We start from the raw sequence: 24,466 nt of genomic DNA on the forward strand, positions 1-24,466 counted from the left end.
CGCCGCATCAGCGCAGCGCGGTGATCGGGCCCTTGGCCCGGCCGTGGATGAACTGCTGGACGTAAGGGTCTGGTGTGTCGTCCATTTCCTGGACGCTGCCCTGCCAGCGCAGGACCCCTTCGTGCAGCATCGCGACACTGTCGGCGATGGCGCGGACCGAGGACATGTCATGGGTGATGGTGATCGCGGTGGCGCCCATCTCGCTGACGATCGAGCGGATCAGGTCGTTGATCACCCCCGCCATGATCGGGTCGAGCCCGGTCGTCGGTTCGTCGAAGAAGATCACCTGCGGGTCGGCGGCAATGGCGCGGGCAAGGCCCACGCGCTTTTGCATGCCGCCCGAAAGCTCGGCCGGGTAGAGGTCGGCCACTTCCGGGCCGAGGCCGACGCGCTTGAGCTTGTCGAGCGCGATCGCCCGGGCCTCGTCCTGCGGTCGCTTCGTGGCGCCGCGCAGCAGCCGGAAGGCGACGTTTTGCCAGACCGAGAAGCTGTCGAACAGCGCCCCGCCCTGGAACAGCATGCCGAAGCGGGCGAGGAAATCCTCGCGCGTCGCCTCGGTCACCGGCCGGCCCTCGAGCCGGATCACGCCGGCATCGGGCGGCACCAGGCCGAGGATGCATTTCAGCAGCACCGACTTGCCGGTGCCCGAGCCGCCGATCACCACAAGGCTTTCGCCGCGCTTCACGGTCAGGTTCACATCACGCAGCACCTGCTTGCTGCCAAAGGATTTTTTCAGGCCTTCGATCTCGATCATGCGGAGAAGAAAACCTCCGTCAGCGTGTAGTTCGCGGCAAGGATCAGGATCGAGGCGGCGACCACGGCGGATTTCGTGGCGGCGCCCACGCCCTGCGCGCCGCGGCCCGAGTTCATGCCGTAAAAGCAGCCCATCAGCGCCACGATGAAGCCGAAGGCCGCGCCCTTCACAAGGCCCGAGCCGACGTCCCAGAACTCGAGGTATTCCCAGGTGTTCTTGATGTAGGTCGCGGAGTTGAAGCCGAGCCGGCCGGTGCCGACCATCCAGCCGCCCATGATGCCGATCACGTCGCCCACGCCGACGAGCAGCGGCACGCTCAGCGTCGCGGCCAGCACGCGCGGTGCGGCGAGGTATTTCAACGGGTCGGTCGAGAGGGTGACGAGGGCGTCGATCTGCTCGGTCACCTTCATCGTGCCGATCTCGGCGGCGATCGAGGAGGCGACGCGGGCCGCCACCATCAGCCCGCCGAGCACCGGGCCGAGTTCGCGCACCATGCCGATCGCGGTGATCGAGGGCACGACGGATTCGGCCGAGAAGCGCGCGCCGCCGGCATAGATCTGCAGCGCCAGCGCCGCGCCGGTGAAGAGTGCGGTCATGCCGACGACCGGCAGCGAGAGCCAGCCGATCTGCATCAGCGCATGCAGGAACTCGCGGCCGTAGAACGGCGGACGCAGCAGGTGCGAGACCACGGTCAGCGCGTAAAGCGCCACCCGGCCCGCGCCGGCAAGCCCGTCGAGCACGATACGGCCAAGCGAGGCAAGCCCGCGCTCGATCACACCGAGCCCCCGACGTAGTGGCGGGTGTAGCGGTTGCCGAGCGAGGTCAGGATCTCGTAGCCGATGGTGCCGGCGACGTCGGCGAGGTCATCGACGCCCTGGTGCGGGCCGAGGATGTCGAGCGCCTTCGGCACTTCGCCCAGATGGGTGATGTCGACGGTGATCAGGTCCATCGAGATCCGGCCGACGAGCGGGCAGGGCACATTGCCGTGCCACAGCGTCGCCTTCGAGCTGAGCGTGCGCATCAGCCCGTCGGCATAACCGCCCGAGACGGTGGCGATGCGCGCATCCTCCTCGGCAGTCCAGGTGTTCGAATAGCCCACGGTCTCGCCCGCCTGCACGTCGCGCACCTGAATCACCGGCAGTGACAGGGTGACGACCGGCCGCGCCGCCTCGAAGGGCATGCCGCCATACAGCGCGATGCCCGGGCGGGTGACGTCGAAATGGTAGTCGCGGCCAAGGAGGATGCCGCCGGTGGCCGAGAGCGAACGCGGCACGTTCATCCCTGCGGTCATCTTGCGGAAGGTGTCGAGCTGATAGCGGTTCATCTCGTGCGCGGGTTCGTCCGAGCAGGCGAGGTGGCTCATGATCAGCTTCGGATGCGAGCCGAGCACGATCGGCGCGACGGCCTGCCATTCGGCGGGCTCGAAGCCGAGCCGGTTCATCCCGGTGTCGAGCTGGATGCCGAAGGGGGCGCCGGGCAGCGACTCGAAATGCCGCGTCACCTGATCGAGCGAGTTCAGCATCGGCGTCAGGCCGAGGTCGCCGATCATCTCGGTGTCGCCCGCCATGTGGCCGGAGAAGATGAAGATCTCGGGGCCTTCGCCCAGAGCCTGGCGCACCGCGGCGCCTTCCTCGGTGCAGGCGACGAAGAACTTGCGGCATCCCGCCCGCGCCAGCATCCGCGCGATGCGCGCGGCGCCGAGGCCATAGCTGTCTGCCTTGACCACGGCGCCCGTCTCGGTCGTCGTGCCCGTGAGCGCGTCCATCGCGCGCCAGTTCGAAAGGATGGCATCGAGGTCGATGCGAAGGGATGCGGTAGCCATGGGGGTTTTCTTGAACCATGGGCCGCGAAGGTCAAGGGCAATCGCACCCTGCATCCCGTGCGATGACGGAACTGTGGCCGGCGGGGCCGCTCAGGCGGCGGCGATCCGCGCAAGCGGGCGCATTGCAAGGGCGCTCGCCAGGGCCATCAGCCCGGCGGTGGCAAGGCAGAGCGGCAGCCCTCCCGCCTGATAGCTGAGCCCCGAGAGCAGCGTGCCGAGAAGCCGGCCGGCCGCATTCGCGCTGTAGTAAAAGCCCACGTCCATCGTCACCCGGCCCGTGCCCGCGAAGGCGAGGATCAGCCAGGAATGGAGCGAGGAGTTGAGCGCGAAGACCACGCCGAAGAGAAGCAGCCCGGCGACCAGCACCGCGGTGAGCCAGGGGGCGGGGCCGCCCGCGGCAAGCGCGGCCGCGGCCAGCGCAAATGGGATCGGCACCAGCGCACCGGCCCAGCGGGCGGCGGCGCGCGCGCCGTTCGCCGCGGCGCCGTGCAGGATCTTCGGCGCCAGCGCCTGCACCAGGCCATAGCCGATGATCCAGGCCGCCATGAAACCGCCGATCAGGAAGAAGGCGGCGCGGTTGCCGGCGGGCGTGCCATCGGACAGCACCGTGCCGAAATAGACCGGGATGCCGACCACGAACCAGACATCGCGCGCACCGAACAGGAACATGCGGGCGAGCGAAAGCCGGTTCACCCGCGGATCGCGCGACCAGACGGCGGCGAATTTCGTGCCCTTCTTGCCCGCCGGCAGACCGGGCGGCAGGAAGGCCGTGACGGCGATCAGGATCAGCGCCAGCACCGCGGCCATGCCCCAGACCGCGGCGCCGAAGCCCGCAACCGCCAGCAGCGCCGCGCCGAGGAAGAAGCCCACGCCCTTCACCGCGTTCTTCGAGCCGGTGAGGGCCGCGACCCAGCGAAAGAGCGCGCCATCGCCTGCGGGGGCGAGCAGCTTTACCGCCGATTTCGCCGACATCTTCGCCAGATCCTTGGCGACGCCGCTCACGCCCTGCACCGCCATCACGAAGACAACCGAGGCGCTGAGGCTCCAGCCCGGATCGAGATTGGCGAGCGCGACCAGCGCTGCGATCTGCAGCGCGAGGCCGCCGTAAAGGGTGGAGGCCAGCCCGAAACGCGCCGCGATCCAGCCCGCGGCAAGGTTGGTGACGATTCCCGCGATCTCGTAGAGCAGGAACAGCCACGCCAGAGCCACCGGCGAGAAGCCGAGCGCGTTGAAATGCAGCAGCACCAGCATCCGCAGCGCGCCGTCCGACAGCATGAAGGCCCAATAGGCCGCGGTGACGGCCGCATAGGCGCGCAGGGGCCGGTCCATCACAGCGCCCCCGCGACAAGGCCCAGCACATCGGCCAGCCGGCAGGCATAGCCCCATTCGTTGTCATACCAGGCGAAGATCTTCACCTGCGTGCCGCCGGTGACCATCGTCGCCCCGGCATCGACGATCGACGAGCGCGGGTCGTTCACGTAATCCGAGGATACGAGCGGCCGGGTCTCGAAGCCGAGGATGCCGGAGAGCGGCCCCGCGGCCGCGGCGGCGAGAAGCGCGTTCACCTCGGCCACGGTGGTCGGGCGCATGACCTCGAAGACGCAATCGGTGAGCGAGGCATTGAGCAGCGGCACCCGCACCGCATGGCCGTCGAGCCGGCCGGCAAGGTCCGGGAAGATCAGGCCGATGGCGCTCGCCGAGCCGGTGGTCGTCGGGATCAGGTTGGTCAGTGCCGAGCGGGCGCGGCGCATGTCCTTCGCCGGGCGGTCGACGATGGTCTGGGTGTTGGTCACGTCATGCAGCGTGGTGATCGCGCCGTGGCGGATGCCGATCCCCGCGTGGATCACCTTCACCACCGGGGCAAGGCAATTGGTGGTGCAGCTTGCCGCGGTGACGATGCGGTGGCGCGCGGGCTCATAGGCCGCGTGGTTCACGCCATAGACAAGGTTCAGCGCGTCGCCGTCCTTCACCGGGGCCGAGACCACGACCTTGCGCACGCCGGCATCCCAGCAGGGCGCGAAATCGGCGGCCTTGCGGAAGGCGCCCGAACAGTCGAGCACGATGTCGATGCCCATCTCGGTGAGCGGCAGGTCCTGAAACCGGCGCGCCGCGGTCAGGCGCAGGTGCTGGCCGTTCACCGTCAGGCTGTCGGCGCCATGGCCGATCTGCGCCGGCCAGCGGCCGTGCACGCTGTCGAATTCCAGCAACAGCGCGTGCTGCTCGGCGCGGCCCGCGGGCTCGTTCACCAGGACGAGGCCCTCGGCCGCGCCGGTGTCGATCAGGCGGCGCAGGACAAGCTTGCCGATGCGGCCAAGGCCGTTCAGCGCGATGCGCGGGGGCGTGCGGGTCATGGGAAGGCTCCGTCAGAGGTGATCAAGGCCGATCCGGTCGAGCTGCTGTTGCAGCGCGAGGCGGTCGAGCGTGTCGAAGGGCAGGGCGGCGAAGGCGGCGATGCGGCGGTGCAGCTCGCTGAAGGCGCGGGCGAAGGCAAGGCCGCGCTCGGCCTCGGTGCCCTCGGCCTGCACCGGATCGGCAACGCCCCAATGCGCGGTGAGCGGTGCGCCGGGCCAGGGCGCGCATTCCTCCGACGCCGCGGCGTCGCAGACGGTGAAGACGAAATCCATCCGCGGCGCGCCGGGCAGCTCGAACTCGGCGATATGCTTGGCGCGCAGCCCCTCGATGGGCAGCCCGTTGCGGCGCAGCAGATCGACCGCGATCGGGTTCAGCGCCGATCCGGGCCGGGTGCCGGCCGAGAAGGCGCGGAACCGCGTGCCGCCAAGCTCGCGCAGGATCGCCTCGGCAAAGATCGAGCGCGCCGAGTTGCCCGAGCAGATGAAGAGCACGTTCAGCGGCCGGTCGCGCGGCACGGGGCTTGCGCCTTGCGCGATCAGCGCCGCCGACAGCTCGGGCCGGCCGCGGCCGCAATCGGCGACGAGATAGCCGACGAGCGCGGTCAGGTTCTCGAGCGCGACCGAATAGAGGATCGCGCGGCCCTGCCGCTCCGAGCGGATCAGCCCCGCCGCCTCGAGATCGGCGAGGTGATGCGAGAGGGTGTTGGGCTTGACCCCGGTGAGGCGGGCGATCTCTCCGGGCCGCGTTGCCTGGGGCACGCGGCGCATCAGCAGCCGGAAAACGGCAAGCCGGCCGGGGTGGCCGAGGGCGGTGAAGGCGAGGGGGGCGTCAATCTGTTCCATTGTTCCTGAATAATGGAATTAATAACGCGTGCCAAGTGACGTTTCGATGACGGACAGGCGACAGCCGCGCTGCTGCATTCCGTCGCACCCCCGCTGGCGCGCTTGCACGGCCTGGGCGGCAGGCGCAACATGCGCCAGAACGCATATGCGCGAGTCCGGAAATGACCCTGACCATTCTCACCGCCCTTGCCGAACCCACCCGCCTGGCCGCGATCCGGCTGCTGGCGGACGGCGGCGAGCATTGCGTGTGCGAGTTGATGGCGCGGCTCGATGCCACGCAAAGCCGGATGTCACGGCACATGCAGACCCTGAAACAGGCAGGCCTCGTCACCGACCGGCGCGATGCGCAATGGGTGCGCTACCGGCTGAACCCGGAGATGCCGGCCGAGATCCGCGTCCTCCTTGACGCGGTTCTGGCGGCCGAGGCCGCAGAAAGGAGCGCCGCATGAGCGCCGACATCGAAGCCCCCCGCCCGTCGCCTCCCGCGCCTTGGCCGCATCTGGCGGTGCTCGCGGCGGTGGCCGCCTGGTTCTGGCTTTACGGCCGGTTGCCAGCGATTTCCGAGGCGCTGACCGCGCTGATCCCGGTCGAGCGGCACAGCCACACCGGCGAGGCGCTCGCCTTCTTCTTCTATGATGTGCCGAAGGTGCTGATGCTGCTCGCGCTCATCGTCTTCGCGATGGGGGTGGTGCGCAGCTTCTTCAGCCCCGAGCGCACCCGCGCGCTGCTGGCCGGACGACGCGAGGGGGTCGGCAATGTGCTGGCGGCGCTTCTCGGCGTGGTGACGCCGTTCTGCTCCTGCTCGGCGGTGCCGCTCTTCATCGGGCTCGTCTCGGCCGGGGTGCCGCTTGGCGTGACCTTCTCCTTCCTGATCGCCGCGCCGATGGTGAACGAGGTGGCGCTGGTGATGCTGTTCGGTCTGGTCGGGCCGGGCGTTGCGCTGACCTATTTCAGCTTCGGCCTCGCCGTCGCGATCCTTGCCGGCTGGGTGATCGGGCGGCTGCATCTCGAGGGCTGGCTGCAGGACTGGGTGCGCGACATCGCGACCGGCGCCTCTGCCCCCGAGGAGGCGGGCGGCGCGCCGCTGAGCATGGTGGCGCGCTATCGTCTCGGCCTTGAGGCCCTGCGCGAGATCATCGGCCGGGTCTGGCTCTGGATCCTGCTCGGCATCGCGATGGGGGCGCTGATCCACGGCTATGTGCCCGAGGAGCTGATGGTGCGGATCATGGGCGCCGATGCCTGGTGGAGCGTGCCGGCCGCGGTGGCGCTGGGCATCCCGATGTACACCAATGCGGCCGGCGTGATCCCGATCGTCGAGGCGCTTCTGGGCAAGGGCGCGGCGCTGGGCACGGTGCTCGCCTTCATGATGAGCGTGATCGCGCTGAGCCTGCCCGAGATGATCATCCTGCGTCAGGTGCTGACACTGCGGCTGATCGCCGTCTTCATCGGCACCGTCGGCAGCGGCATCCTGGCTGTGGGGTTCCTGTTCAACCTTCTGTTCTGAAAAGGGGATTTCGATGGAGATCAAGGTTCTTGGCAGCGGCTGCGCGAAATGCCGCGCGACCGTCGAGCTGATCGAGCGCGTGGCGCGCGAGGCGGGGCGCGAGGTCTCGGTCGTCAAGATCGAGGATCTGCGCCGGATCGCGGGCTACGGGGTGATGTCCACCCCCGCCGTGGTGGTGGGCGAGAAGGTGGTCCACAGGGGCTCGGTGCCGGCGCCGGCCGAGGTTCTGGGCTGGCTCGGCTGAGGAGGAAACGATGAGCGAAACGAGCGTGAAGGATCTGCCTGAGGTGCGCCTGGCCTGCCCGAGCACGAGCCAGCGGATGCTGGCCGAAGGGGCACTGCTGATTGACCTGCGCCCGCCCGAGGCGGTGGCGAAACTGGGCTTTGGCGGCTGCGATCTGCGCGCCATCCCCTTTGCCGAGTTCGAGGATCGCTGGACCGAGATCCCGCGCGAGCGGGCACTGATCCTCGTGGGCGACAGTGGCACGCAGGCGCGCAAGGCGGCATATTTCCTGATGTATCAGGGTTTTGCGGATGTCGCGGTGATGGAGCCGGGGCTCGAGCGCTGGATCGCGCGCGGCTTCCCGGTGACCGGCGATCCGGCGGCGCTGGCCGAGGCGAGCGCGGCGTGCTGTTCGGGCGCGGGGAGCTGCTGCGGCTGAGCGCGGAAGGGGGCGCTGCCCCCTCGGCCCTTCGGGCCTCACCCCCGGGATATTTGGGGCAATTGGAAGCGGGACGGGCGGGAGACGCGGCGCCGCGTGGCTCTCCTCCATCTTCCAATTGCTAAAAATATCCTCGGGGGGTGAATTGCCCGGCACGGGCAAGAGGGGGGCAGACAGCCCCCCTTTTGCGCTCAAGGCCCTGAGATCGCGTCGAATTTTTTCGGCGGGCCGGGCTCAGTAGCTCTCGCCGCCGTCGCCCTGCCATTGCCGCGCCAGATCCGAGAACCGGGTGAACTGGCTTTCGAAGGCGACCTCGACGGTGCCGATCGGCCCGTGGCGCTGCTTGCCGAGGATGATCTCGGCCTTGCCATGCACGCGTTCGGCCTTCTGCAGCCATTCGGCGAATTTCGGGTCGTCTTCCGGCGGCTTCATGCGCTCGTGGTAGTATTCGTCGCGATAGACGAACATCACCACATCGGCGTCCTGCTCGATCGAGCCCGATTCGCGCAGGTCGCTCAGCTGCGGCCGCTTGTCCTCGCGGCTTTCGACGGTTCGGCTGAGCTGCGAGAGGGCGACCACCGGGATGTTCAGCTCCTTCGCGATCGCCTTCAGCCCCATCGAGATCTCGCCGATTTCCTGCACGCGGTTGTCGGTGCGGCCGGTGCCGCGCAGCAGTTGCAGGTAGTCGACGAAGACCACGTCGAGCCCGTGCGTGCGCTTCAGCCGCCGGCAGCGTGCGGCGACCTGGCTGATCGGCAGGGCGGGGGTGTCGTCGATGTAGAGCGGGCAGGTCTCGAGCGCCTTCGCCGCCTCGACGAAGCGGCGGAACTCGCCCTCGGTCATGTCGCCGCGGCGGATCTGCTCCGACGGCACGCGCGAGGCCTCCGAGAGCACGCGCGCAGCCAGCTGTTCGGCCGACATTTCGAGCGAGAAGAAGCCGACCACACCGCCTTCGATCGCGCCTTCGGTGCCGTCGTGGCGCTGGCCGCGCTTGTAGGCCTTGGCGATGTTGAAGGCGATGTTGGTGGCAAGCGAGGTCTTCCCCATCGACGGCCGGCCGGCCAGGATCAGCAGGTCGGAGGGGTGCAGCCCGCCGAGCTTCTTGTTCAGGTCGCTCAGCCCCGTCGACACGCCGGCAAGCCCGCCCTCGCGCTGATAGGCGGCGTTCGCCGATTGCACCGCCTCGGTCACCGCCTTGAGGAAGCTGACGAAGCCCTTCTCGGCGGTGCCGGTCTCGGCGAGCTTGTAAAGCGCGCCTTCGGTCTTCACGATCAGCTCGTCGGGTTCGATGCCGACATCCACCTTCGACGCCGAGGCGCTGAGATCCTTGCCGAGCCGGATCAGCTCGCGCCGCAGCGCGAGGTCATGGATCATCTGCGCGTAGTCGCGCGCGGCATAGGAGGAGATCGCCGCGCCCGCGAGCCGCGCGAGATAGGTCGCACCGCCAAGCGCCTGCAGCCCCTGGTCATCCTCGAGATAGGCCTTGATCGTCACCGGCGAGGCCAGCGCGTTCTTCTGGATCCGCGCGATCGCGGTCTCGTAGATGGTGCGGTGCACCGGCTCGAAGAAATGCTCGGGCTTCACCACCGAGGCGATGCGGTCGAAGATGTCGTTGTTGGTCAGGATCGCGCCGAGCAGCTGCTGCTCGGCCTCGATGTTGTGCGGCAGCGCCTCTTCCGGCACCTCGGCGGGGGCGGCGGTGTCGTTGCGGATCGCGGTGGTCTCGTTCATCTTTGCCTCATGGCCCGGAACCCGTCGCATAGCCGATCGGGGGCGGGCCGCGCCATCTGGAAATCTCTGTGGATAACCGGCCGCCGGAGCGGCCGCTTGCGGCGTTGGTTGTGGGTGGTGAGGTTCAGCCTACCACGGATGGTGGGCGCATGCGAGGGGGCAGCGAGTCGGGGGCAGACTGTCCACAGCCTGCCCCCAAAACTGTCCACAGGTTTTTCGCCTCAGCCCTTCTGCCGGGCCTCCTGCCAGGCGCGCGGGGCCTTCAGGAAGGCTTCGACCTCGTCGAGGGTCTTCGCATCGAAGGCGCCCTGGGCGCGGGCCTCGGCCAGCACGTCCCACCAGGTGCACAGGTAGTGCAGCGCCACGCCGTGCTCGGCAAGCTTGCCCACGGTCTCGGGGAAGATGCCGTAGTAGAAGATCACCGCGGTATGCGCGCAGCTCGCACCGGTGTCGCGGATCGCATCGACGAAGCTCAGCTTCGAGCCGCCGTCGGTGGTCAGGTCCTCGACCAGCAGCACGCGCTGGCCTTCGCTCATCGCACCTTCGATGCGGGCGTTGCGGCCATAGCCCTTCGGCTTCTTGCGCACATAGGTCATCGGCAGCGCGAGCCGCTCGGCCACCATCGCGGCGAAGGGGATGCCCGCGGTCTCGCCGCCGGCGATGTTGTCGAAGGCCTCGAAGCCCGCATTGCGCAGCACGGTGACCGACAGGAAATCCATCAGCGTCGAGCGGATGCGCGGGAAGGAGATCAGCTTGCGGCAGTCGATGTAGGTCGGGCTGGGCAGGCCGGAGGCGAGGGTGAAGGGCTCTTCGGCGTTGAAATGCACGGCCTTGATCTCGAGCAGCATCCGCGCGGTGAGACGGGCGATTTCGTCCTGGGTCGGGTAGGAGGAGGGGATCATGTCGCTAATCCTTCTGAAGGGGCGTCCGGGGCTGCCCCCCGTCGGGCGCCGCCGGCGCTCCTTGGGGGACGGTTCCAGGGAAAGGTCAGGGTTTCACATGCCAGTAGACCGGGAAACCCGGGTCGAAGACGGTGACGGGGCCGGCGCCGCCGAAGATCTTCGCGGGCCAGTGCGCCGCGGTGTCGGTCTTTTCCAGCGTCAGCATCTCGTCGTTCACCGGCAGCCGGTAGAAGGCCGGGCCGTTGCGCGCGGCGAAGGCTTCGAGGTTGGCAAGCCGGCCCTCGGCCTCGAAGACATGCGCGAGCAGCGGCATCGTGTTCGTCGCGGTGAAGCAGCCGGCGCAGCCGCAGGCGCTTTCCTTGGCCGGGTCGGCATGGGGCGCGGAATCGGTGCCGAGGAAGAAGCGCGCCTCGCCCGAGGTCGCGGCCTCGACCAGGGCAAGGCGATGGCTCTCGCGCTTGGCGACCGGCAGGCAATAGTAATGCGGCTTGATCCCGCCCACCAGGATGTGGTTGCGGTTGATGATCAGGTGATGCGTGGTGATCGTCGCGCCGAGGTCTTCGCCCTGGCTGCGCACATAGTCCACACCATCCTTCGTGGTGATGTGCTCCATCACCACCCGCAGCCCCGGGGTGGCGCGGCGCACCGGGTCGAGCACGCGCTCGATGAACACCGCCTCGCGGTCGAAGATGTCGACGGCCGGGTCGGTGACCTCGCCATGCACGCACAGCGGCAGGCCGATCTCGGCCATCGCCTCGAGCACGCCGCGCACCTTGTCGAAGTCGCGCACGCCCGAGGCGGAATTGGTGGTCGCCCCGGCCGGATAAAGCTTGACCGCGGTGACGATGCCCGCGGCCGCGGCGGCGGCGACATCGGCCGGGTCGGTCTCCTCGGTCAGGTAGAGCGTCATCAGCGGGGTGAAGCGCATGTCGGCGGGCAGCGCGGCCAGGATCCGGTCGCGATAGGCCGCGGCCTGCGCGCCGGTCACCACCGGCGGCACCAGGTTCGGCATGATGATCGCGCGGGCGAAATGGCGCGCGCTCTCGGGCAGCACGGCCGCCAGCATCGCGCCGTCGCGCAGGTGCAGGTGCCAGTCATCGGGGCGGGGGAGCGTGATCTGGGTCATGGCTTTCCGACTACACCGGGTGCCGGTCCGAATCCAGTGGCAGCTTCGCGCCGATGTGACGCGGCGGGGGCCGGGAGGGGGATTGCCGCGGCGCGCGCGCCGGTGCAGCATGGCGCCGCCTTCAGGCCAACGAGGAGCGCAGCAATGAAGACCCTTTCCGCCCTGGCCGGTGCCCTGCTGGTGCTGGCCGCCTGCAACGATCCCGGCTTTCGCGGCGTGACCGGCGTGCGCACCGCCGAGGCGAGCGAGGTGGGAAGCTGCCGGTTCGTTTCGACGATCACCATGGAGCCCGGGGTCTATGGCCCGGTGCTCGGCGATCAGGGGATCAAATACGCCCGCAACAAGGTGCTCGACAGCGCCCGCGAAAGCGGCGCGAACACCGTCGTCTTCGACCGGGTCGAGCCCGGCGCGGCGGTCTATCTGATCAGCGCGCGGGCATTTTCCTGCTGACCGACGCATGGCTTGGGGGTCCGGCATGCGCCATGCGCAATAGTTATGGCAGCGATTCTGACGTATCCTGAGTGTCATGGGAGGAAACAGACTGACCCGAGATCAGGAGGTTTCCAATGGCATACGTCTTCACGGCAAGTCCGCGCGCCGTCCGCGCGTCCAAGGCCCACCCCCTGCTGGCGTCGCTTGCGGCGGCGCTTGCCTGCCACACCGAACGACAGGCGCGTCTGGCCGAGATCGACGCGCTTGCCGCACTGGGCGATGACGAGCTTCGGCGCCGGGGGCTGACCCGGTCGGGGCTGGCCTCGCATGTGCTGAGCGACCGGTTCTGCTACTGACCTCGGGCGGGCGCCTGGCCGGGGCGCGCATCTTGCCGCAGCTTCGGTCGTTCTCCCCGGGCCCCCTTGCGCATCGGCGCCGCGCGGCGGATAGTCGCCGGTGCCGGCCGGAAGCGCCGGGCGACGCAGGAGGGGACCGGATGCCTGAGACATCGACGATGCAGACGCTGACCGAGGTGCGGGGCGACCTGGTGCTTGCCGCGCTCTGCGTGGGCCAGTTCCGTGCGCCGTGCCAGATCGACAGCGACCGGCTGCTGGTGCAGGCGGACGAGGCACTGGGGCAGGCGCTGCACGCGCTTGGCCTCGAATTGCGGGTGACCACCGAGCCGTTCACCCCCGCGCCGCTTTTCGCGCCCGAACAGACGATCCTCGGCCAGGTCGCGCATGGCAGCGCGGCGCGGCGCGCCGCGGTGCATGTGCACGGGTCGCACGACCACGACGCCGACGCCCCCGAAGAGCCCACGGGCCGCGGCTCGAACGCCTGAGGCCACGCCCGCCCGATCTCCCGCGTCGCGGGCTCAGATCTCGCCGGGCAGGGGCAGCGGTTCGGGCAGGGGCGTGCCCTTTGCGGCAAGCGCCTCCTCGAGCGGGTCGAGACGCGCGCGGAATCGCGGCGCGTTCATTCGCCGCACCACGTTGCGGCACAGCATCGCCGCCAGATAGGTCCGCCCGGCGCCCTCGAGATGGGCAAGCCGGTGGCGCAGGTAGCGCCCCGAGATGCGCCGCGTGCGGTAGAGCCGCCAGAACGACATCGCGTCGAAGCTGCCGGCACAGGCCTGGGTCAGCATCGTTTCCAGCACGTCGAGATCGGTCAGCATGCGCTCGACCGTCGAACCGGCGCCGAAGCAGGCGAGCAGCTCGACCCAGGGCCGCGCCATCAGCGCCGCATGCATCGCGTCGAGCGTCACCGCCGGATCGAACAGCACATAGGCCCGGCCCACGCCCTCGAGCATGTCGGGGGCAAAGCCGTAACGGTCGGTGAAGCACAGCCGCCGCATCTCGGTGAACCGGTCGTCCCAGCCGGTCAGCCGCGGCTCGAGCGTGGCCTGCGGCTGGATCGCGATCACCGTGGCACCGGGGGCGACCACCGAGAAGGCCGCGGCGGCATAGCCGCAGGGCCCGGCACCGTAGAAGACGACGCGGTCAAAATCCTCGAAGAAACCGTCATCGACCAGCCGGTCGAAGAAGGCATAGACCGCCGGGTCGCGAAACCAGGTGTCGCGGTCCGAGATCAGCGTGAGGCTCGAATGATCGGCGGTCTCGGCTACGGCATAGCCGAGCGGCAGCTGCCCCTCGCCGCGGCTGCGGATCGCGCCGCGGCTCTCGAAACTGACCAGCAGCACCGGCCCGCGATCGGCGAAAAGCGCGGCATGGGCCGGGCCGAGCGGCTCGTAATAGCCCTCTTCCTCGCCCAGTTCCGCGATCTGCCGCTTCCAGTCGCTGTCGCTCATTTCCCGCATCGGTTTTCCGGGTTCCAGAATGCTGTCCATGACCTCCTCCGTTGTCCTCGGAAAGGTGCGCTTCGAAATATTAACCTAGCATTGCCGAATTCAGGCGAAAATCAGAGAAATTAAGGAATTTCAATGAACTGTCCGCCATTTCGCGGAAATGCTCCGAATCCGGTCAGACTGTTTCTCCGCGCGCCTTCTGGGCCCGCAGGGCAAGCGCCATCATCCGCGCGGCAAAGGCCGGTGGCAGCGGGCGTGAGGGCGGCGTCAGCAGCAGCCGGCCAAAAAGCGCCCGGAACGGCTCCTCGAGCAGCAGCTCGGCAATCCGGCTGTGTCGCCAGGCGACCGCGGCGGCATGCAGGCGCGCGAGCGCGGCATCGGCCATCAATTCGGCCATCCCTGCCGCCAGCGCCGGGGCGTGGCGGGCGATGGAGGTGTCTTCCTCGGTGCAGAAGTTGCGCTCGACCCAATAGCTCATGTCGAAGGTCGAGGCCTCGCGATTCGCCCGGCCGCGGTCGCATTTCAGCACATAGCTTTCCATCGCGCCGAGGGCGTAGTGGTTGAGCTGCACAAGGCCGTAATGCGGCGCGCCCGGCGGCGAGAACAACCGCGATCGGTGGTAGAGCGGCGGCAGCTCCAGTCCCGAACCGTCGAACCAGCGCTGCGCCGCCATGCGCGCGGGATCGGGGCTGCGCGGGCGGTGCACGCCGAGCTTGCGATAGCTGCCGTCATTGCGAAAGAGCGTCTTGAACAGCAGCGCCCGCCACGGCCATGTCATGGCGTCGGGTGCGGCGCGGGTGAATTGCGCGGTGACCGGCGTGTCGGTGTAATCGACGACGCCCGCATTGCCGAACAGCCGCCAGGTCAGCGGGATCGCCGTCGCCTCGGGCAGGGCGGTCAGCAGCGCCGCAACCGTGCCGTCGCCGGCGTGGATGTTGACGAATTCGTCGATGTCGAGGAACAGCACCCAGTCGGCCGCGGCCTTGAGCGGGTGCCGGTCGGCGGTCTTCAGCGCCGCCCATTGCGGGCCCTCGGGCCATGGCCCCGGGTTTCGCACATGGGTCAGCAGCCCCATCGCCGCCAGCCGGTCGAGCATCGCATCGGTGCCGTCGCTGCAATCGTTCGAGAAGACAAGGAAATCGGTGAAGCCGATGGCGCGGTGATGGGCCAGCCATTCGAGCAGGAAGGCGCCCTCGTTCTTCACCGTCAGGATCGCCAGCACCCGCATCACATCGCCCCCGCGGCAAGACGCGCCGAGAACGCGGCCCAGTCGGGGCGGGCGTGCAACGCGGCAATGCGGGCGCGGTGCCAGTCGCGCGCGGCGGCCTCGAGCCGGGCAAGCTCGGGGTCCGCCCGCAGCGCCGCAAGCTCCGCCGTGACCGCCGCGTCATAGCGGGCAATCGCGTGATCCTCGACCTCGTTGCGCTCGAACCGCGCCCAGTAGTCGGCGCCCATGTCCTCGCCCGCGTGGTTCACCCGGCCGCGGTCGCGCTTCACCAGAAAGCTGTCGCGCGCCCGCAGCGCATAGTGATTGACCTGCGCCACGCGGGTGTCGGCCCGCAGGATCAGCCCGCCGCGGCCGTTGCGCCAGGGCGCGCCGCCGGCAATGGCGCGTGCCATCTCGACCCCCTCGCGCGGGTGCGGCATGTGCACGCCGATCCGCGCCATCTCCGGCAGGCGGCGGAACAGCGATTTCACATAGGCCACACGCGGCGGCCGCTCGCAGCGGGTGAACTGCCGGGTGACGGGGGCAGGGTCATAGCCGGTGATCCCGGCCGAGCCGAACTGCCGCCAGCTCACCCCGATCACATCGACGCCGGGTGTGGCCCCGATCAGCGCGGCAAAACTGCCGTCGCCCGTCTTCACCACCAGAAATTCGTCGGCATCGCAGACCCAGATCCACTCGGCCTGCGTCACCTCCTCGTACCAGCGCGCCTGCCGCAGCGCCGCGCGCTGGATGCCGCCATGTTCGGTCGCGCGCGTCGCATGCGGGCGCACAAGGCCCATCCCGGCCAGGCGCGCCAGCATCTCGGGCTGACCATCCTCGCAATCGTTATGGGCGACATAGAAAGACGTCGCCCCCAGCACCCGGTAATGGGCGAGCCATTCGAGCAGGAAGGCGCCCTCGTTCTTCATCGTGGTGACGATGGCAACGCGTGGGGACGAGCCTGTCATCGCCGCCCCCGGCCGCCGCGCCGGACGCTCCGCGGGGAGTATTTTTGCCAAGAAAAAGGCCCATTTTCCTGGCCCAAATACTCCCGCCGGAGGCTCCTGCCATCGGGGCCGAGCACGCGGTCGGGCAGGGCGTGCGCGCTCAATGCTCGGCCTCCCCCACATGCTCGACGGTGAACAGGAAGTCGGGCGGCAGCACCTGTTCGTGCAGGTCGGGCGGGATCACGCCGGGCCCGGCGTTGAACACGCTCGAGCCGAAGACATGCAGCATGCGCGAGTATTTCTCGAAGCGCGGCGAGCACAGTTCGCCATAGAATTTCTCGTAATTCTCGGTGGCGCGCAGTTCGGCGATCTTCTCGCGGTGCTTCTTGACGGAATAGTCATGCGCGGCGCGGATCTCGGGGTCGGCCATCAGCCGGTCCCATTCTGCCTGAAGTGCGGGGATCATCCGCTGGATCGAGCGGTCCTCGACGGCGTTGTGGTTCATCCGGAACCAGTAGCTAAGCCCCTGATCGCGGTCGACATGGTTCACCCGGCCGCGGTCGCGCTTGACGAGGAAGCTTTCGGCCGAGCGCACGGCGTAATGGTTCAGCTGCACCCAGTCATAGCCATAGGTGTCGGTGGTCGAGCGCCAGCCGTTGCGGAACATCTCCTTCGGCATCGGATGGCCCGAGCCGTTGAGCCATTTCACCTGATCCCAGAGATCGGGGATCAGCCCCTTCGGCCGGTGCACGCCGAGCTTCTTGTAGATGTCGATGTTGCGGAAAAGGGTCTTGAACCCCCAGGCCTGATGCGGCTTGCGCACCACCTCGGGGGCGCAGGTGGTGAACTGGTCGAGCAGGAAGCGGTCTTCGTAGCCGTGCACGTCGCAATTGCCAAAGAGCCGCCAGGTCAGCGAGATCATGTTCGCCTCGCCCATGGCGGTATAGAGCGCGCGTAGCGTGCCGTCGCCGATCTTGATGTCGATGAATTCGTCGACATCCATGCAGATCGCCCAGCCGGCGTTCTGCATCATCGGCTCGCTTTCGGCGGCCTGCAGCGCCGCATGCTGGGGCTTGAGGTCCATCGTGCGGAACGGGTTGTCGCGATGTGCGCAGATCCCCTTGCGCTCGAGCAGGTCGAGCATCTCGTCGGTGCCGTCCGAGCAGTCGTTGGTGTAGATCAGGAAGTCGTCGACCCCGATCGCCCGGTGATAGGCGATCCATTCCATGATGAAGGGGCCCTCGTTCTTCATCGTGGTGACGATGCAGGTGCGCCCGCCCTCGACGGCGCGTTTCGGCGCCGCTTTCGGCTTCGACACCGGCGGCCGGATCGGCTTGTGGCCCCAGACCTGGGTGGCAAGCTCCAGAAGCTGCGGGTCCTCGATCAGCGAGGTCTTGGGCGCAAGCTCCGAGGCGGCGCGGCCCGGCACGCGCAGCCCCATGGCGCGCCAGAACGGGAAAGTGGTGTTCGGGTCGGGTTTCGCATAGGCCACGCGGATCGCGCGCCAGGTGGCATCGAGCCCGGCACGCGCGGGCGCGACGCCCCAGCGGGCAATGCCGCGGCGGGCGTCGAACTGGCGGCAGATGTGGTCGGAAAAGCGCGTGGACGCGCCCTGCCGCACCCGCCACGGATAGATCCGCCGCCCGACCAGCAACACCACGCCCGAGCGCGCGGTGGTGCAGGCGTCGAAGGCCGAGGGCGTGCCTGCCGCGCGCGGTGCGAGCAGGTCGGTGACGTCAAGCGTCAGCATCGCCCGCGCCTCGGTGAGGAAGCGCCATTTCGCGATCTCGTAGATCAGCGCCTGACCGAGCGGGGAACGCCAGGGGTCGGCCGCGGGCACCTCCATGCGGTCCTTGCCGGGCGCGTCGGGGGCGAGGAAAGGGTGGCTTTCCGGGCCGAGATCGGGCTTGCCGAGCGGGATCGCGCTTTCGACGATCGCCACCGCCATCTCGAGCTCGCGCTCCTCCAGGCCGCGGCGCAGGGCGCGGGCAAACTCCTCGGCACTGCCCGCCGCACTGTCGGGCGGCGCGCGGTTCACGATCACCGCGCCGGTCGCGCCGTGGTAATCGTGATGCCAGCTCAGCCAGTCGACCACGGTCTCGGCGCTTTCCTCGAGCCGCTGGCCGAAGAGGCAGTCGCGCCCGGCGAATGTGGCGCGGTCGGGGGCGGCGGCGTCGATCTCGTGCACGATCACCGGGGCGGCGGGGAGGGCGGCCTCGGGGCCCGGGCGCGGCGCCTCGGGGCTCAGCGCGATGCGCAAGGGGCCCTCGGCCGGGGCGCGCGCCACGACCATCACGCCGCCCGAGATCTCGCGCCGTTCGAGCACCTCGACGCAGCCCTCGGGCTGCTCGGGCGGCACCTGTCCGGCATGGGAAGGATTGGCGAGGAAGAGATGCAGGGTGCGCACCGGCTCGCCGTCGCGCCGGTCGGGCCAGAGCACCGCGTCGAGCACCGTCAGCCCGCCAAGCTGCACGACCCCAAGTTGCCGGCGGAACACCCCTGCCTCACTCATCTGCTCACCCCTTGCCTTTGCCTCTTCCTAGCACAGCCCTCCGCGCCCGCAAACCGCACCGGGCGGCGCGCGAATTTGCGTTGGCAATCCGGGGGGATTTGGCGATTATGGCGGCAAGAGAGACCAGTAAAGCCAAAAAGGGCAGTGTATTCATGTCGAAGGATTACCAGGTTGCGGCGCTCTGGATCGGAGGGTCGCTGAGCTATCTCGAACAGCTTTGTCTGAAATCCTTCGTCGATGCCGGCCAGCATGTGAAGCTTTACTCCTACGAGCCGATCGACAACGCCCCCGAGGGCATCGAGATGGCCGATGCGAACGAGGTGCTGTCGCAGGAGAACTTCCTGCGCCATGGCCGCACCAACAGCCCGGCGCTGCATTCGGACCTGTTCCGCTACCACCTGCTGGCGCAGAATGACCGCACGATCTGGGCCGATACCGACGCCTATTGCGTGAAGCCCTTCGAGACGCCGAACGGCCATTTCTATTCCTGGGAAAGCGCCGAGGGCATCAACGGCGGCGTGCTCGGCCTGCCGCGCGACAGCGAGGCGCTCGGCCAGCTTTTGGAATTCACCACCGACGAATATGCGATCCCGGAATGGTATGGCGATGCCTACCGCCGCGAGCTTGAGGCAAAGAAGGCCGCGGGCACGCCGGTGCATGCGGGCGAGCAGCCCTGGGGCGTGTGGGGGCCGCATGCGCTGACCCATTTCCTGAAGAAGACCGGTGAGTCGCGGTATGCGATGCCGATCTGGGGGCTCTATCCTTTTGAGTACAGCGAGCGCGCGCTGATGCTGCGCCCGGGCTATGACTGGCACAGCCACATCAAGGACGACACCTACTCGATCCATTTCTACGGCCGGCGGATGCGGGCGCGGCTCTTGGACAAGTTCGACGGCGTGCCGAAGCCGCGCAGCCTGATCGGGCAGCTCGTCAGGAAGCACGGCATCGACCCGGCCGCGGCACCGTTGCGCCGCCACGGCAAGCCCGAGCCCGACACCGGCGCGGAAGACTGAGCGATGCGCGGGGCAGGGGAAGACGCGCTCCTCGCGGCGACGGGGCTGACGCAGGTGGCCTCGGTCGCCGATCTCGGCGGCGGGGCGCTCGGGCCGGTGCTCGCGGCGCATGACCGCTGGGATTGCGACATCACGCTGATCGACATGGGGGCGAACGGCAGCTGGACCGGGCTGCGCTCGGACTGGATCGCGCCTTATCTTGCGGCGCTCGAGGCGGCAGGGGTGGACCCGGGCCGGGTCCGCGTGGTGACCCGCGCGGACGAGCTGCGCGCGGTTGATCTGCTGCTGAACCTGTCAGGCTGGGGCGACCGGCACAAGATCAAGCACCTGAGCGAGGTGCTCGAGACCGCGCTTCATGCCGACAGCCGGATGGTGCTCGACATCCGCCACGGCACCGGCAGTTTCCCGTTTCTCAAGGATTTCGGCGAGACCGAGATCGTGGCTGAGCTGCCGCCCCGCGACGGCAAGTCGGTGCGGCGGGTGGTCTTCACCCCGAACGCGCCGGCGCCCGTGGCCGATGACGGCTGGGCCGCGATCGCACAGGGGCTTGCGGGCCCCGACGGCTTCTACCGGGAGAGCGAGGGCCACAGCTTCCTTTACATCCCGCGCTCGAAAAAGGTGCTGGTCGTCACCTTCGACAATCTCGACATCGCGATGAACAAGCGCGACGACCGCCGGCCCTGGGGCTTTGCCTTCATCGAGAAGCAGGGCTGGTCGATGCTTGGGGTGATGGCGGGCGGCTGGACCTGGTATCGCACCCCCTGGGTCGCGGCCGAGTTCGACCGGCTGGCGGCCGAGGGCTTCTTCGCGCAGTTCGACCGGGTGGTGTTCTATGGTGCCTCGATGGGCGGTTATGCCGCCTGCGCCTTCTCGGGCGCCTGCCCGGGGGCGGATGTGGTGGCGATCTCGCCGCAGTCGACGGTCGACAGGACCGTGGTGCCCTGGGAAACGCGCTACAAGACGGTCTGGGGCGCGAATTTCAGCGGCAAATACGGCGATGCGGCACAGGTGAGCGGCGCGGCGCGGCGCATTGCGCTGCTCTATGATCCCTATGAGCCGCTGGATGCGCAGCATGCCGCGCGGTTTCAGGGCGCCAATGTGATGAAGCTGCGCGCGCCGCTTCTGGGCCACCGGCTCGGCTCCTCGCTCAGCCAGATGGGCATTCTCAGCCCGATCATCCTTGGTGCGCTCGACGGCACGCTGACCGAGGCCGGCTTCTATCGCCGGCTGCGCGCGCGCAAGGATTTCGCCCGCTATCAGCGCGAGCTGTTCGAACGGGCGGTGGCGAAGGGGCACAAGCGGCTGGCGCGGCGGCTTGGCGAATGGGTGCTGAAGCGCGGCGACAACCGGGCAATCCGGCAGGGGCTGGCGAAACTCTAGCGCGCCACGGGGGCAGCCAAAATGTCGCAGCCCGCGCCCGGGCAATCTTGATCTGGATCAACGTTGCCTGCCGGGCTGCCGCGTAGAAAGGGGGCATCAGGTTCCTGATCTCCCTGAAACACGGCGCAAGCCGGCGGGACCTGACCGAACCAAGGACGTTCTCCCTCGTCTGGTTCAACAATGCGCTGCGGGCCTCCCTCCCGCAGCGCTTTATTTTTGGGCCGATGCCAAGGGGATCTCAGATCAGCTTCACCTGCGTGCCGATCGGGCACAGACCATAGAGTTCCTCGATCTGCTCGTTGAACAGGCCGATGCAGCCCGACGAGCTCTTGCGCCCGATCTTGCGGGTGTCGTGGGTGCCGTGGATGATGTAGGCGGGCCAGCTCAGATACATCGCATGCGTGCCGAGCGGGTTGTCCGGCCCGGGCGGCATTGCATGCAGCGACGGGTCCGCGGCGATCATCGAGGCGGTGGGCGTCCAGCTCGGCCCGATCTTCTTGCGCACGATCTCGGTATAGCCGGTCCGCGTCAGCTCGGGGCTTTTCGGCACCGAGGTCGGGTAGAGCCGGTAATCCACGCCGTCGACGGCCCAGTAGTGCAGCGCCTTCGACACCGTGTCGGCGATCAGCGTCACCCGGTCGAGCCGGTCGAAATGGTCGCGCCAGTCGATCTCGCGGAAGGAGGAGATATTCGCGCGCATCTGCGGCGCGACGATCGCCGGCTGATCGGCCATCGGGATATCCTGCGTGCCGGCGCGCGCCAGCGCCGGGGTGAAAAGCGATGCGGCCCCCGCAGCGAGCGCCGCGCGGCGGCTGAGAATGATCCGTGCCATGTCTGTTCCTGTCCTCATATTCTGATTGCCGAATGGTCCCACTTCGCGCCGGCAGGGGCAAATCACGCCGCCTCACGAAAGGGCGAGTCTGGCCGCGGGCGGGGCTCAACGAAAAAGCCCTCCCGCGGGGGGAGGGCTCGCGATGCCTGCGCCGGGGCGCGGGGATCACCTCGGGCCGATCATCATCACCATCTGCCGGCCTTCGAGCTTCGGCATGCTTTCGATCTTGCCGGCCTCGCCGACATCGGCGGCGACGCGGTTCAGCAGCTCGAGGCCGAGGCCCTGGTGCGCCATCTCGCGGCCGCGGAAGCGCAGGGTGACCTTCACCTTGTCGCCATCCTCGAGGAAGCGCATCACCGAGCGCATCTTGACCTCGTAGTCATGGGTGTCGGTCCCGGGGCGGAACTTCACTTCCTTGATTTCGATGATCTTCTGCTTCTTGCGGGCTTCGGCCTCGCGCTTCTGCTGTTCGTACTTGAACTTGCCGTAGTCCATGATCTTGCATACCGGCGGCACCGCCGTCGGCGAGATCTCGACCAGATCAAGCCCGGCCTCTTCGGCCATCATCATCGCGCGCGCCGGGGTGACGACGCCCACGTTCTCGCCGTCCGCCCCGATCAGGCGGATTTCGGGCGCTCGGATCCGATCGTTGATCCGGGGGCCGGTGTCTCTTTGCGGCGGGGCATTGTGCGGTCTGCGGGCTATGGCTGTGATCCTTCTGCGGCCAAGTCGAATGGCGCGCAAAATAGGACCCACAGCCGCGGCTTTCAACCGGAATCAGCGGTTTTCCGCCCGATCGGCCCGGTAAGGGGAAAGGAGAGCGCCCTTAAGCCTTTGCCTCGCCGTCGCGGGTGTCCATATAGCAGGCGTCGAATTCGTTTCCGAACCGAAGGGAGAGAAACATGAAGAAGGTTCTTGGCCTTGTCGTGGTCGTCGCCGCGATTGCCGCGGGGGCGTGGTATTTTACCCGTTCGCCCGAAGGGCAGAAGGCTGCGACCGAGGCGGTGAACGACGCCAAGGATGCGGCTCAGGCCGTGACCGGGGCGGTCGAGTCAGGCGCTTCCGACAGCGCCACCGCCGCCCAGGATGCCGCGCAGACCGCGGCGCAGGCCGCGGCCGAGGCGACGAAGGCTGCGGGCGATGCCGCAACGGCTGCGACCGAGGCCGCGGGGGCCGCGGTCGACGCCGCGAAGGACGTGGCCACCGGTGCCGCCACCCAGGCTGCCGGGGCGGCGTCTGATGCCGCCACCGCCGCGACCGAAGCCGCCACCGCTGCCGCCGATGCCGCCAAGAAGGCGGCTTCGGACGTGACCGGCGCGGCCGGCGATGCCGCCACCCAGGCGGCGCAGTCGGCGGCGCAGGCAAGCTCGGCTGCCGCGCAGGCGGTGAGCGATGCGGCAAGCGCCGCGACCAATGCCGCCGCGGCCGGTGCCGGCGCCGATGCCTCGGCGCTGACCGTCGAGGGCTTCGATGCGGCCAAGGTCGGCACGATGATCGACGCCTCGTCGCTCTCGGCCGAAACCAAGACCACGCTCAAGGCCGCGGTCGAGGCGGCGAAGACGAACCCCGCCCTCGTTGCGGCGACCGTCGCCCAGGTGAAGGTCGCGCTTGGCCTCTGAGGCCGCAACGCAGCCCGCAAAACCGAAACGCCGCCCCTCGGGGCGGCGTTTTTCATTGGCGAAAGCCGCAAGTTTCATTGGCGGACGCCGCAAGCCGGAAACGGACAGGCCGCGGGGGGACGCACCCGCGGCCTGTCGCGGACCGCCGGGCCGTGCTCAGATGCCGTCGCCGACGAAGGCTTTCTCGACGACATATTCGCGCGGCTCGGAATTCGCGCCCTCGTGCAGCCCGTAATGTTCCAGCACCGCCATCACGTCCTTGTTGAAGGCGAGGCTGCCGCAGACCATGGCGCGGTCATGCCCGGCATCCATCGGCGCGATGCCGAGATCCTCGAAGACCTTGCCGCTCATCAGGTTGTCGGTGATGCGGCCGCGGTGGTGGAACTCTTCGCGGGTGGCGGTGGGATAGTATTTCAGCTTGTCGCCGACGAGCTCGCCGATCAGCGGGTCGTCCTTCAGGCTTTCGACCAGCGCACGGCCGTATTCCAGCTCGGCGACGGTGCGGCAGGTGTGCATCATCACCACTTCCTCGAACTTCTCGTAGGTCTCGGGCTCGCGCATCAGCGAGGCGAAGGGCGCGATGCCGGTGCCGGTGGCGAGGAACCACACCCGCTTGCCCGGAAGCAGCGCGTCGAGCACCAGCGTGCCGACGGGCTTCGGGCGCAGGATGATCTCGTCGCCCACGCCGATGTGCTGCAGCTTCGAGGTCAGCGGGCCGTCCGGCACCTTGATCGAGTAGAATTCGAGCTCCTCGTCCCAGGCCGGCGAGGCGATCGAATAGGCGCGCAGCAGCGGTTTGCCGTTCTCGCCCATCAGCCCGATCATCACGAACTCGCCCGAACGGAAGCGCAGCGACTGCGGCCGCGTCACGCGGAAGGAGAACAGCCGGTCGGTCCAGTGCTTCACATCGGTCACGGTCTGGGCGTCGGGCAGGTGCTTCACGGGCGGAATCGTCGCAGTCTGGGTCACGTCTGGCATCTCGTTCGGTTGGGCCCGGGGGAGGAGGACCCGGGGCGCGAAAAACA

Annotated in this window: 26 protein-coding genes; 10 read left to right on the forward strand and 16 right to left on the reverse strand. The window is 68.5% G+C overall.

The window, feature by feature from the left end; genetic code table 11:
* Positions 1-7 precede the first annotated feature (7 nt).
* From EOW66_RS04725 to EOW66_RS04750, 6 genes are all read right to left on the reverse strand, one after another.
* Positions 8-754 (reverse strand): ABC transporter ATP-binding protein, encoded by a 747-nt coding sequence (locus EOW66_RS04725; RefSeq protein ID WP_128155226.1) that lies wholly within the window; start codon positions 752-754, stop codon positions 8-10.
* Positions 751-1,530, reverse strand: a complete 780-nt coding sequence (locus EOW66_RS04730; RefSeq protein WP_128155227.1) for an MlaE family ABC transporter permease — start codon at positions 1,528-1,530, stop codon at positions 751-753. Before EOW66_RS04730 ends, EOW66_RS04725 begins: the two co-directional genes overlap by 4 nt.
* Entirely contained in the window at positions 1,527-2,576 is a 1,050-nt protein-coding gene (gene alr, locus EOW66_RS04735) for an alanine racemase (protein WP_128155229.1), read from the reverse strand. Before alr ends, EOW66_RS04730 begins: the two co-directional genes overlap by 4 nt.
* A gap of 90 nt (positions 2,577-2,666) precedes the next feature.
* The gene (arsJ, locus tag EOW66_RS04740; protein WP_128155231.1) at positions 2,667-3,905 is read right to left on the reverse strand and encodes an organoarsenical effux MFS transporter ArsJ; all 1,239 of its coding nucleotides are present in this window, start codon (positions 3,903-3,905) and stop codon (positions 2,667-2,669) included.
* Positions 3,905-4,927, reverse strand: coding sequence for an ArsJ-associated glyceraldehyde-3-phosphate dehydrogenase (locus tag EOW66_RS04745; RefSeq protein WP_128155233.1), 1,023 nt, complete (start codon positions 4,925-4,927; stop codon positions 3,905-3,907). Before EOW66_RS04745 ends, arsJ begins: the two co-directional genes overlap by 1 nt.
* Positions 4,928-4,939: 12 nt before the next feature.
* Positions 4,940-5,770 (reverse strand): metalloregulator ArsR/SmtB family transcription factor, encoded by an 831-nt coding sequence (locus tag EOW66_RS04750; RefSeq protein WP_128155234.1) that lies wholly within the window; start codon positions 5,768-5,770, stop codon positions 4,940-4,942.
* 161 nt (positions 5,771-5,931) lie between these two features.
* On the opposite strand from EOW66_RS04750, the gene EOW66_RS04755 reads away from it, so the two are divergent.
* Genes EOW66_RS04755 through EOW66_RS04770 form a run of 4 tightly spaced genes read left to right on the forward strand, consistent with a single transcriptional unit; the run spans position 5,932 to position 7,936 of the window.
* A complete protein-coding gene (locus EOW66_RS04755; RefSeq protein ID WP_128155235.1) occupies positions 5,932-6,219 on the forward strand; it encodes an ArsR/SmtB family transcription factor in 288 nt (95 codons plus the stop codon).
* A complete protein-coding gene (locus EOW66_RS04760; protein WP_128155236.1) occupies positions 6,216-7,274 on the forward strand; it encodes a permease in 1,059 nt (352 codons plus the stop codon). The genes EOW66_RS04755 and EOW66_RS04760 overlap by 4 nt, the downstream gene beginning before the upstream one ends.
* A gap of 13 nt (positions 7,275-7,287) precedes the next feature.
* Positions 7,288-7,518 (forward strand): thioredoxin family protein, encoded by a 231-nt coding sequence (locus EOW66_RS04765; RefSeq protein WP_128155238.1) that lies wholly within the window; start codon positions 7,288-7,290, stop codon positions 7,516-7,518.
* Positions 7,519-7,528: 10 nt separating this feature from the next.
* A complete protein-coding gene (locus tag EOW66_RS04770; protein WP_128155239.1) occupies positions 7,529-7,936 on the forward strand; it encodes a rhodanese-like domain-containing protein in 408 nt (135 codons plus the stop codon).
* Between the two features lie 234 nt (positions 7,937-8,170).
* Here the strand turns inward: EOW66_RS04770 and EOW66_RS04775 are convergent, their stop codons facing one another.
* The 3 genes from EOW66_RS04775 to pyrC all read right to left on the reverse strand — a co-directional run bounded on the left by EOW66_RS04775 (position 8,171) and on the right by pyrC (position 11,695).
* The gene (locus tag EOW66_RS04775) at positions 8,171-9,667 is read right to left on the reverse strand and encodes a replicative DNA helicase (RefSeq protein WP_128155240.1); all 1,497 of its coding nucleotides are present in this window, start codon (positions 9,665-9,667) and stop codon (positions 8,171-8,173) included.
* A 221-nt stretch (positions 9,668-9,888) separates the two neighbouring features.
* Positions 9,889-10,569 carry an orotate phosphoribosyltransferase gene (locus tag EOW66_RS04780; RefSeq protein ID WP_128155242.1) on the reverse strand — a complete coding sequence of 227 codons (681 nt, stop codon included), beginning with the start codon at positions 10,567-10,569 and terminating at the stop codon, positions 9,889-9,891.
* Between the two features lie 85 nt (positions 10,570-10,654).
* A complete protein-coding gene (pyrC, locus tag EOW66_RS04785) occupies positions 10,655-11,695 on the reverse strand; it encodes a dihydroorotase (protein WP_128155243.1) in 1,041 nt (346 codons plus the stop codon).
* 144 nt (positions 11,696-11,839) lie between these two features.
* On the opposite strand from pyrC, the gene EOW66_RS04790 reads away from it, so the two are divergent.
* From EOW66_RS04790 to EOW66_RS04800, 3 genes are all read left to right on the forward strand, one after another.
* Positions 11,840-12,145 (forward strand): hypothetical protein, encoded by a 306-nt coding sequence (locus EOW66_RS04790; RefSeq protein WP_128155245.1) that lies wholly within the window; start codon positions 11,840-11,842, stop codon positions 12,143-12,145.
* Positions 12,146-12,261: 116 nt separating this feature from the next.
* On the forward strand, positions 12,262-12,483 hold the full coding sequence (locus tag EOW66_RS04795) for a hypothetical protein (protein WP_128155247.1): 222 nt from the start codon (positions 12,262-12,264) through the stop codon (positions 12,481-12,483).
* A 140-nt stretch (positions 12,484-12,623) separates the two neighbouring features.
* Positions 12,624-12,968, forward strand: coding sequence for an urease accessory protein UreE C-terminal domain-containing protein (locus tag EOW66_RS04800; protein WP_128155248.1), 345 nt, complete (start codon positions 12,624-12,626; stop codon positions 12,966-12,968).
* Positions 12,969-13,001: 33 nt separating this feature from the next.
* Here the strand turns inward: EOW66_RS04800 and EOW66_RS04805 are convergent, their stop codons facing one another.
* The 4 genes from EOW66_RS04805 to EOW66_RS04820 all read right to left on the reverse strand — a co-directional run bounded on the left by EOW66_RS04805 (position 13,002) and on the right by EOW66_RS04820 (position 18,597).
* Positions 13,002-13,973: a phosphoadenosine phosphosulfate reductase gene (locus EOW66_RS04805; RefSeq protein ID WP_128155250.1), complete on the reverse strand. Its 972-nt coding sequence runs from the start codon at positions 13,971-13,973 to the stop codon at positions 13,002-13,004.
* 133 nt (positions 13,974-14,106) lie between these two features.
* Positions 14,107-15,159, reverse strand: a complete 1,053-nt coding sequence (locus EOW66_RS04810; protein ID WP_128155251.1) for a glycosyltransferase family 2 protein — start codon at positions 15,157-15,159, stop codon at positions 14,107-14,109.
* The gene (locus tag EOW66_RS04815; protein WP_164881027.1) at positions 15,159-16,106 is read right to left on the reverse strand and encodes a glycosyltransferase family 2 protein; all 948 of its coding nucleotides are present in this window, start codon (positions 16,104-16,106) and stop codon (positions 15,159-15,161) included. The genes EOW66_RS04810 and EOW66_RS04815 overlap by 1 nt, the downstream gene beginning before the upstream one ends.
* A 139-nt stretch (positions 16,107-16,245) precedes the next feature.
* Positions 16,246-18,597, reverse strand: a complete 2,352-nt coding sequence (locus EOW66_RS04820) for a glycosyltransferase family 2 protein (RefSeq protein WP_128155254.1) — start codon at positions 18,595-18,597, stop codon at positions 16,246-16,248.
* 152 nt (positions 18,598-18,749) lie between these two features.
* Here EOW66_RS04820 and EOW66_RS04825 point away from each other — a divergent pair, with 152 nt between their 5' ends.
* Positions 18,750-19,610 carry a hypothetical protein gene (locus EOW66_RS04825; RefSeq protein WP_128155256.1) on the forward strand — a complete coding sequence of 287 codons (861 nt, stop codon included), beginning with the start codon at positions 18,750-18,752 and terminating at the stop codon, positions 19,608-19,610.
* A 3-nt stretch (positions 19,611-19,613) separates the two neighbouring features.
* A complete protein-coding gene (locus EOW66_RS04830) occupies positions 19,614-20,990 on the forward strand; it encodes a hypothetical protein (RefSeq protein ID WP_128155258.1) in 1,377 nt (458 codons plus the stop codon).
* A gap of 238 nt (positions 20,991-21,228) precedes the next feature.
* Here EOW66_RS04830 and EOW66_RS04835 read toward each other — a convergent pair whose 3' ends face one another.
* Both EOW66_RS04835 and infC read right to left on the reverse strand, forming a co-directional pair.
* Entirely contained in the window at positions 21,229-21,822 is a 594-nt protein-coding gene (locus tag EOW66_RS04835) for a L,D-transpeptidase (protein ID WP_128155260.1), read from the reverse strand.
* Positions 21,823-21,987: 165 nt separating this feature from the next.
* Positions 21,988-22,578 (reverse strand): translation initiation factor IF-3, encoded by a 591-nt coding sequence (gene infC, locus EOW66_RS04840; protein WP_239017496.1) that lies wholly within the window; start codon positions 22,576-22,578, stop codon positions 21,988-21,990.
* Between the two features lie 146 nt (positions 22,579-22,724).
* Here infC and EOW66_RS04845 point away from each other — a divergent pair, with 146 nt between their 5' ends.
* Positions 22,725-23,441 (forward strand): hypothetical protein, encoded by a 717-nt coding sequence (locus tag EOW66_RS04845; protein WP_128155262.1) that lies wholly within the window; start codon positions 22,725-22,727, stop codon positions 23,439-23,441.
* A 156-nt stretch (positions 23,442-23,597) separates the two neighbouring features.
* Here the strand turns inward: EOW66_RS04845 and EOW66_RS04850 are convergent, their stop codons facing one another.
* Positions 23,598-24,419, reverse strand: coding sequence for a ferredoxin--NADP reductase (locus tag EOW66_RS04850; protein WP_128155264.1), 822 nt, complete (start codon positions 24,417-24,419; stop codon positions 23,598-23,600).
* Positions 24,420-24,466: the final 47 nt, after the last annotated feature.

This window comes from Paenirhodobacter huangdaonensis, from assembly GCF_004022465.1.
GTDB lineage: Bacteria > Pseudomonadota > Alphaproteobacteria > Rhodobacterales > Rhodobacteraceae > Rhodobacter > Rhodobacter huangdaonensis.

What these genes read in the sequence shown, in the direction of transcription:
- EOW66_RS04810 (WP_128155251.1), bottom strand. Translation starts at nt 15,159, where the DNA reads ATGCGGGTGCTGGCGATCCTGACGGTGAAGAACGAGGGCGCCTTCCTG.
- pyrC (WP_128155243.1), bottom strand. Translation starts at nt 11,695, where the DNA reads ATGACCCAGATCACGCTCCCCCGCCCCGATGACTGGCACCTGCACCTG.
- EOW66_RS04780 (WP_128155242.1), bottom strand. Translation starts at nt 10,569, where the DNA reads ATGATCCCCTCCTCCTACCCGACCCAGGACGAAATCGCCCGTCTCACC.
- EOW66_RS04845 (WP_128155262.1), top strand. Translation starts at nt 22,725, where the DNA reads ATGAAGAAGGTTCTTGGCCTTGTCGTGGTCGTCGCCGCGATTGCCGCG.
- EOW66_RS04830 (WP_128155258.1), top strand. Translation starts at nt 19,614, where the DNA reads ATGCGCGGGGCAGGGGAAGACGCGCTCCTCGCGGCGACGGGGCTGACG.
- EOW66_RS04765 (WP_128155238.1), top strand. Translation starts at nt 7,288, where the DNA reads ATGGAGATCAAGGTTCTTGGCAGCGGCTGCGCGAAATGCCGCGCGACC.
- EOW66_RS04770 (WP_128155239.1), top strand. Translation starts at nt 7,529, where the DNA reads ATGAGCGAAACGAGCGTGAAGGATCTGCCTGAGGTGCGCCTGGCCTGC.
- EOW66_RS04800 (WP_128155248.1), top strand. Translation starts at nt 12,624, where the DNA reads ATGCCTGAGACATCGACGATGCAGACGCTGACCGAGGTGCGGGGCGAC.
- EOW66_RS04755 (WP_128155235.1), top strand. Translation starts at nt 5,932, where the DNA reads ATGACCCTGACCATTCTCACCGCCCTTGCCGAACCCACCCGCCTGGCC.
- EOW66_RS04725 (WP_128155226.1), bottom strand. Translation starts at nt 754, where the DNA reads ATGATCGAGATCGAAGGCCTGAAAAAATCCTTTGGCAGCAAGCAGGTG.
- EOW66_RS04775 (WP_128155240.1), bottom strand. Translation starts at nt 9,667, where the DNA reads ATGAACGAGACCACCGCGATCCGCAACGACACCGCCGCCCCCGCCGAG.
- EOW66_RS04805 (WP_128155250.1), bottom strand. Translation starts at nt 13,973, where the DNA reads ATGGACAGCATTCTGGAACCCGGAAAACCGATGCGGGAAATGAGCGAC.
- arsJ (WP_128155231.1), bottom strand. Translation starts at nt 3,905, where the DNA reads ATGGACCGGCCCCTGCGCGCCTATGCGGCCGTCACCGCGGCCTATTGG.
- EOW66_RS04825 (WP_128155256.1), top strand. Translation starts at nt 18,750, where the DNA reads ATGTCGAAGGATTACCAGGTTGCGGCGCTCTGGATCGGAGGGTCGCTG.
- EOW66_RS04750 (WP_128155234.1), bottom strand. Translation starts at nt 5,770, where the DNA reads ATGGAACAGATTGACGCCCCCCTCGCCTTCACCGCCCTCGGCCACCCC.
- EOW66_RS04745 (WP_128155233.1), bottom strand. Translation starts at nt 4,927, where the DNA reads ATGACCCGCACGCCCCCGCGCATCGCGCTGAACGGCCTTGGCCGCATC.
- EOW66_RS04790 (WP_128155245.1), top strand. Translation starts at nt 11,840, where the DNA reads ATGAAGACCCTTTCCGCCCTGGCCGGTGCCCTGCTGGTGCTGGCCGCC.
- EOW66_RS04795 (WP_128155247.1), top strand. Translation starts at nt 12,262, where the DNA reads ATGGCATACGTCTTCACGGCAAGTCCGCGCGCCGTCCGCGCGTCCAAG.
- EOW66_RS04850 (WP_128155264.1), bottom strand. Translation starts at nt 24,419, where the DNA reads ATGCCAGACGTGACCCAGACTGCGACGATTCCGCCCGTGAAGCACCTG.
- EOW66_RS04760 (WP_128155236.1), top strand. Translation starts at nt 6,216, where the DNA reads ATGAGCGCCGACATCGAAGCCCCCCGCCCGTCGCCTCCCGCGCCTTGG.
- EOW66_RS04820 (WP_128155254.1), bottom strand. Translation starts at nt 18,597, where the DNA reads ATGAGTGAGGCAGGGGTGTTCCGCCGGCAACTTGGGGTCGTGCAGCTT.
- EOW66_RS04835 (WP_128155260.1), bottom strand. Translation starts at nt 21,822, where the DNA reads ATGGCACGGATCATTCTCAGCCGCCGCGCGGCGCTCGCTGCGGGGGCC.
- EOW66_RS04815 (WP_164881027.1), bottom strand. Translation starts at nt 16,106, where the DNA reads ATGACAGGCTCGTCCCCACGCGTTGCCATCGTCACCACGATGAAGAAC.
- alr (WP_128155229.1), bottom strand. Translation starts at nt 2,576, where the DNA reads ATGGCTACCGCATCCCTTCGCATCGACCTCGATGCCATCCTTTCGAAC.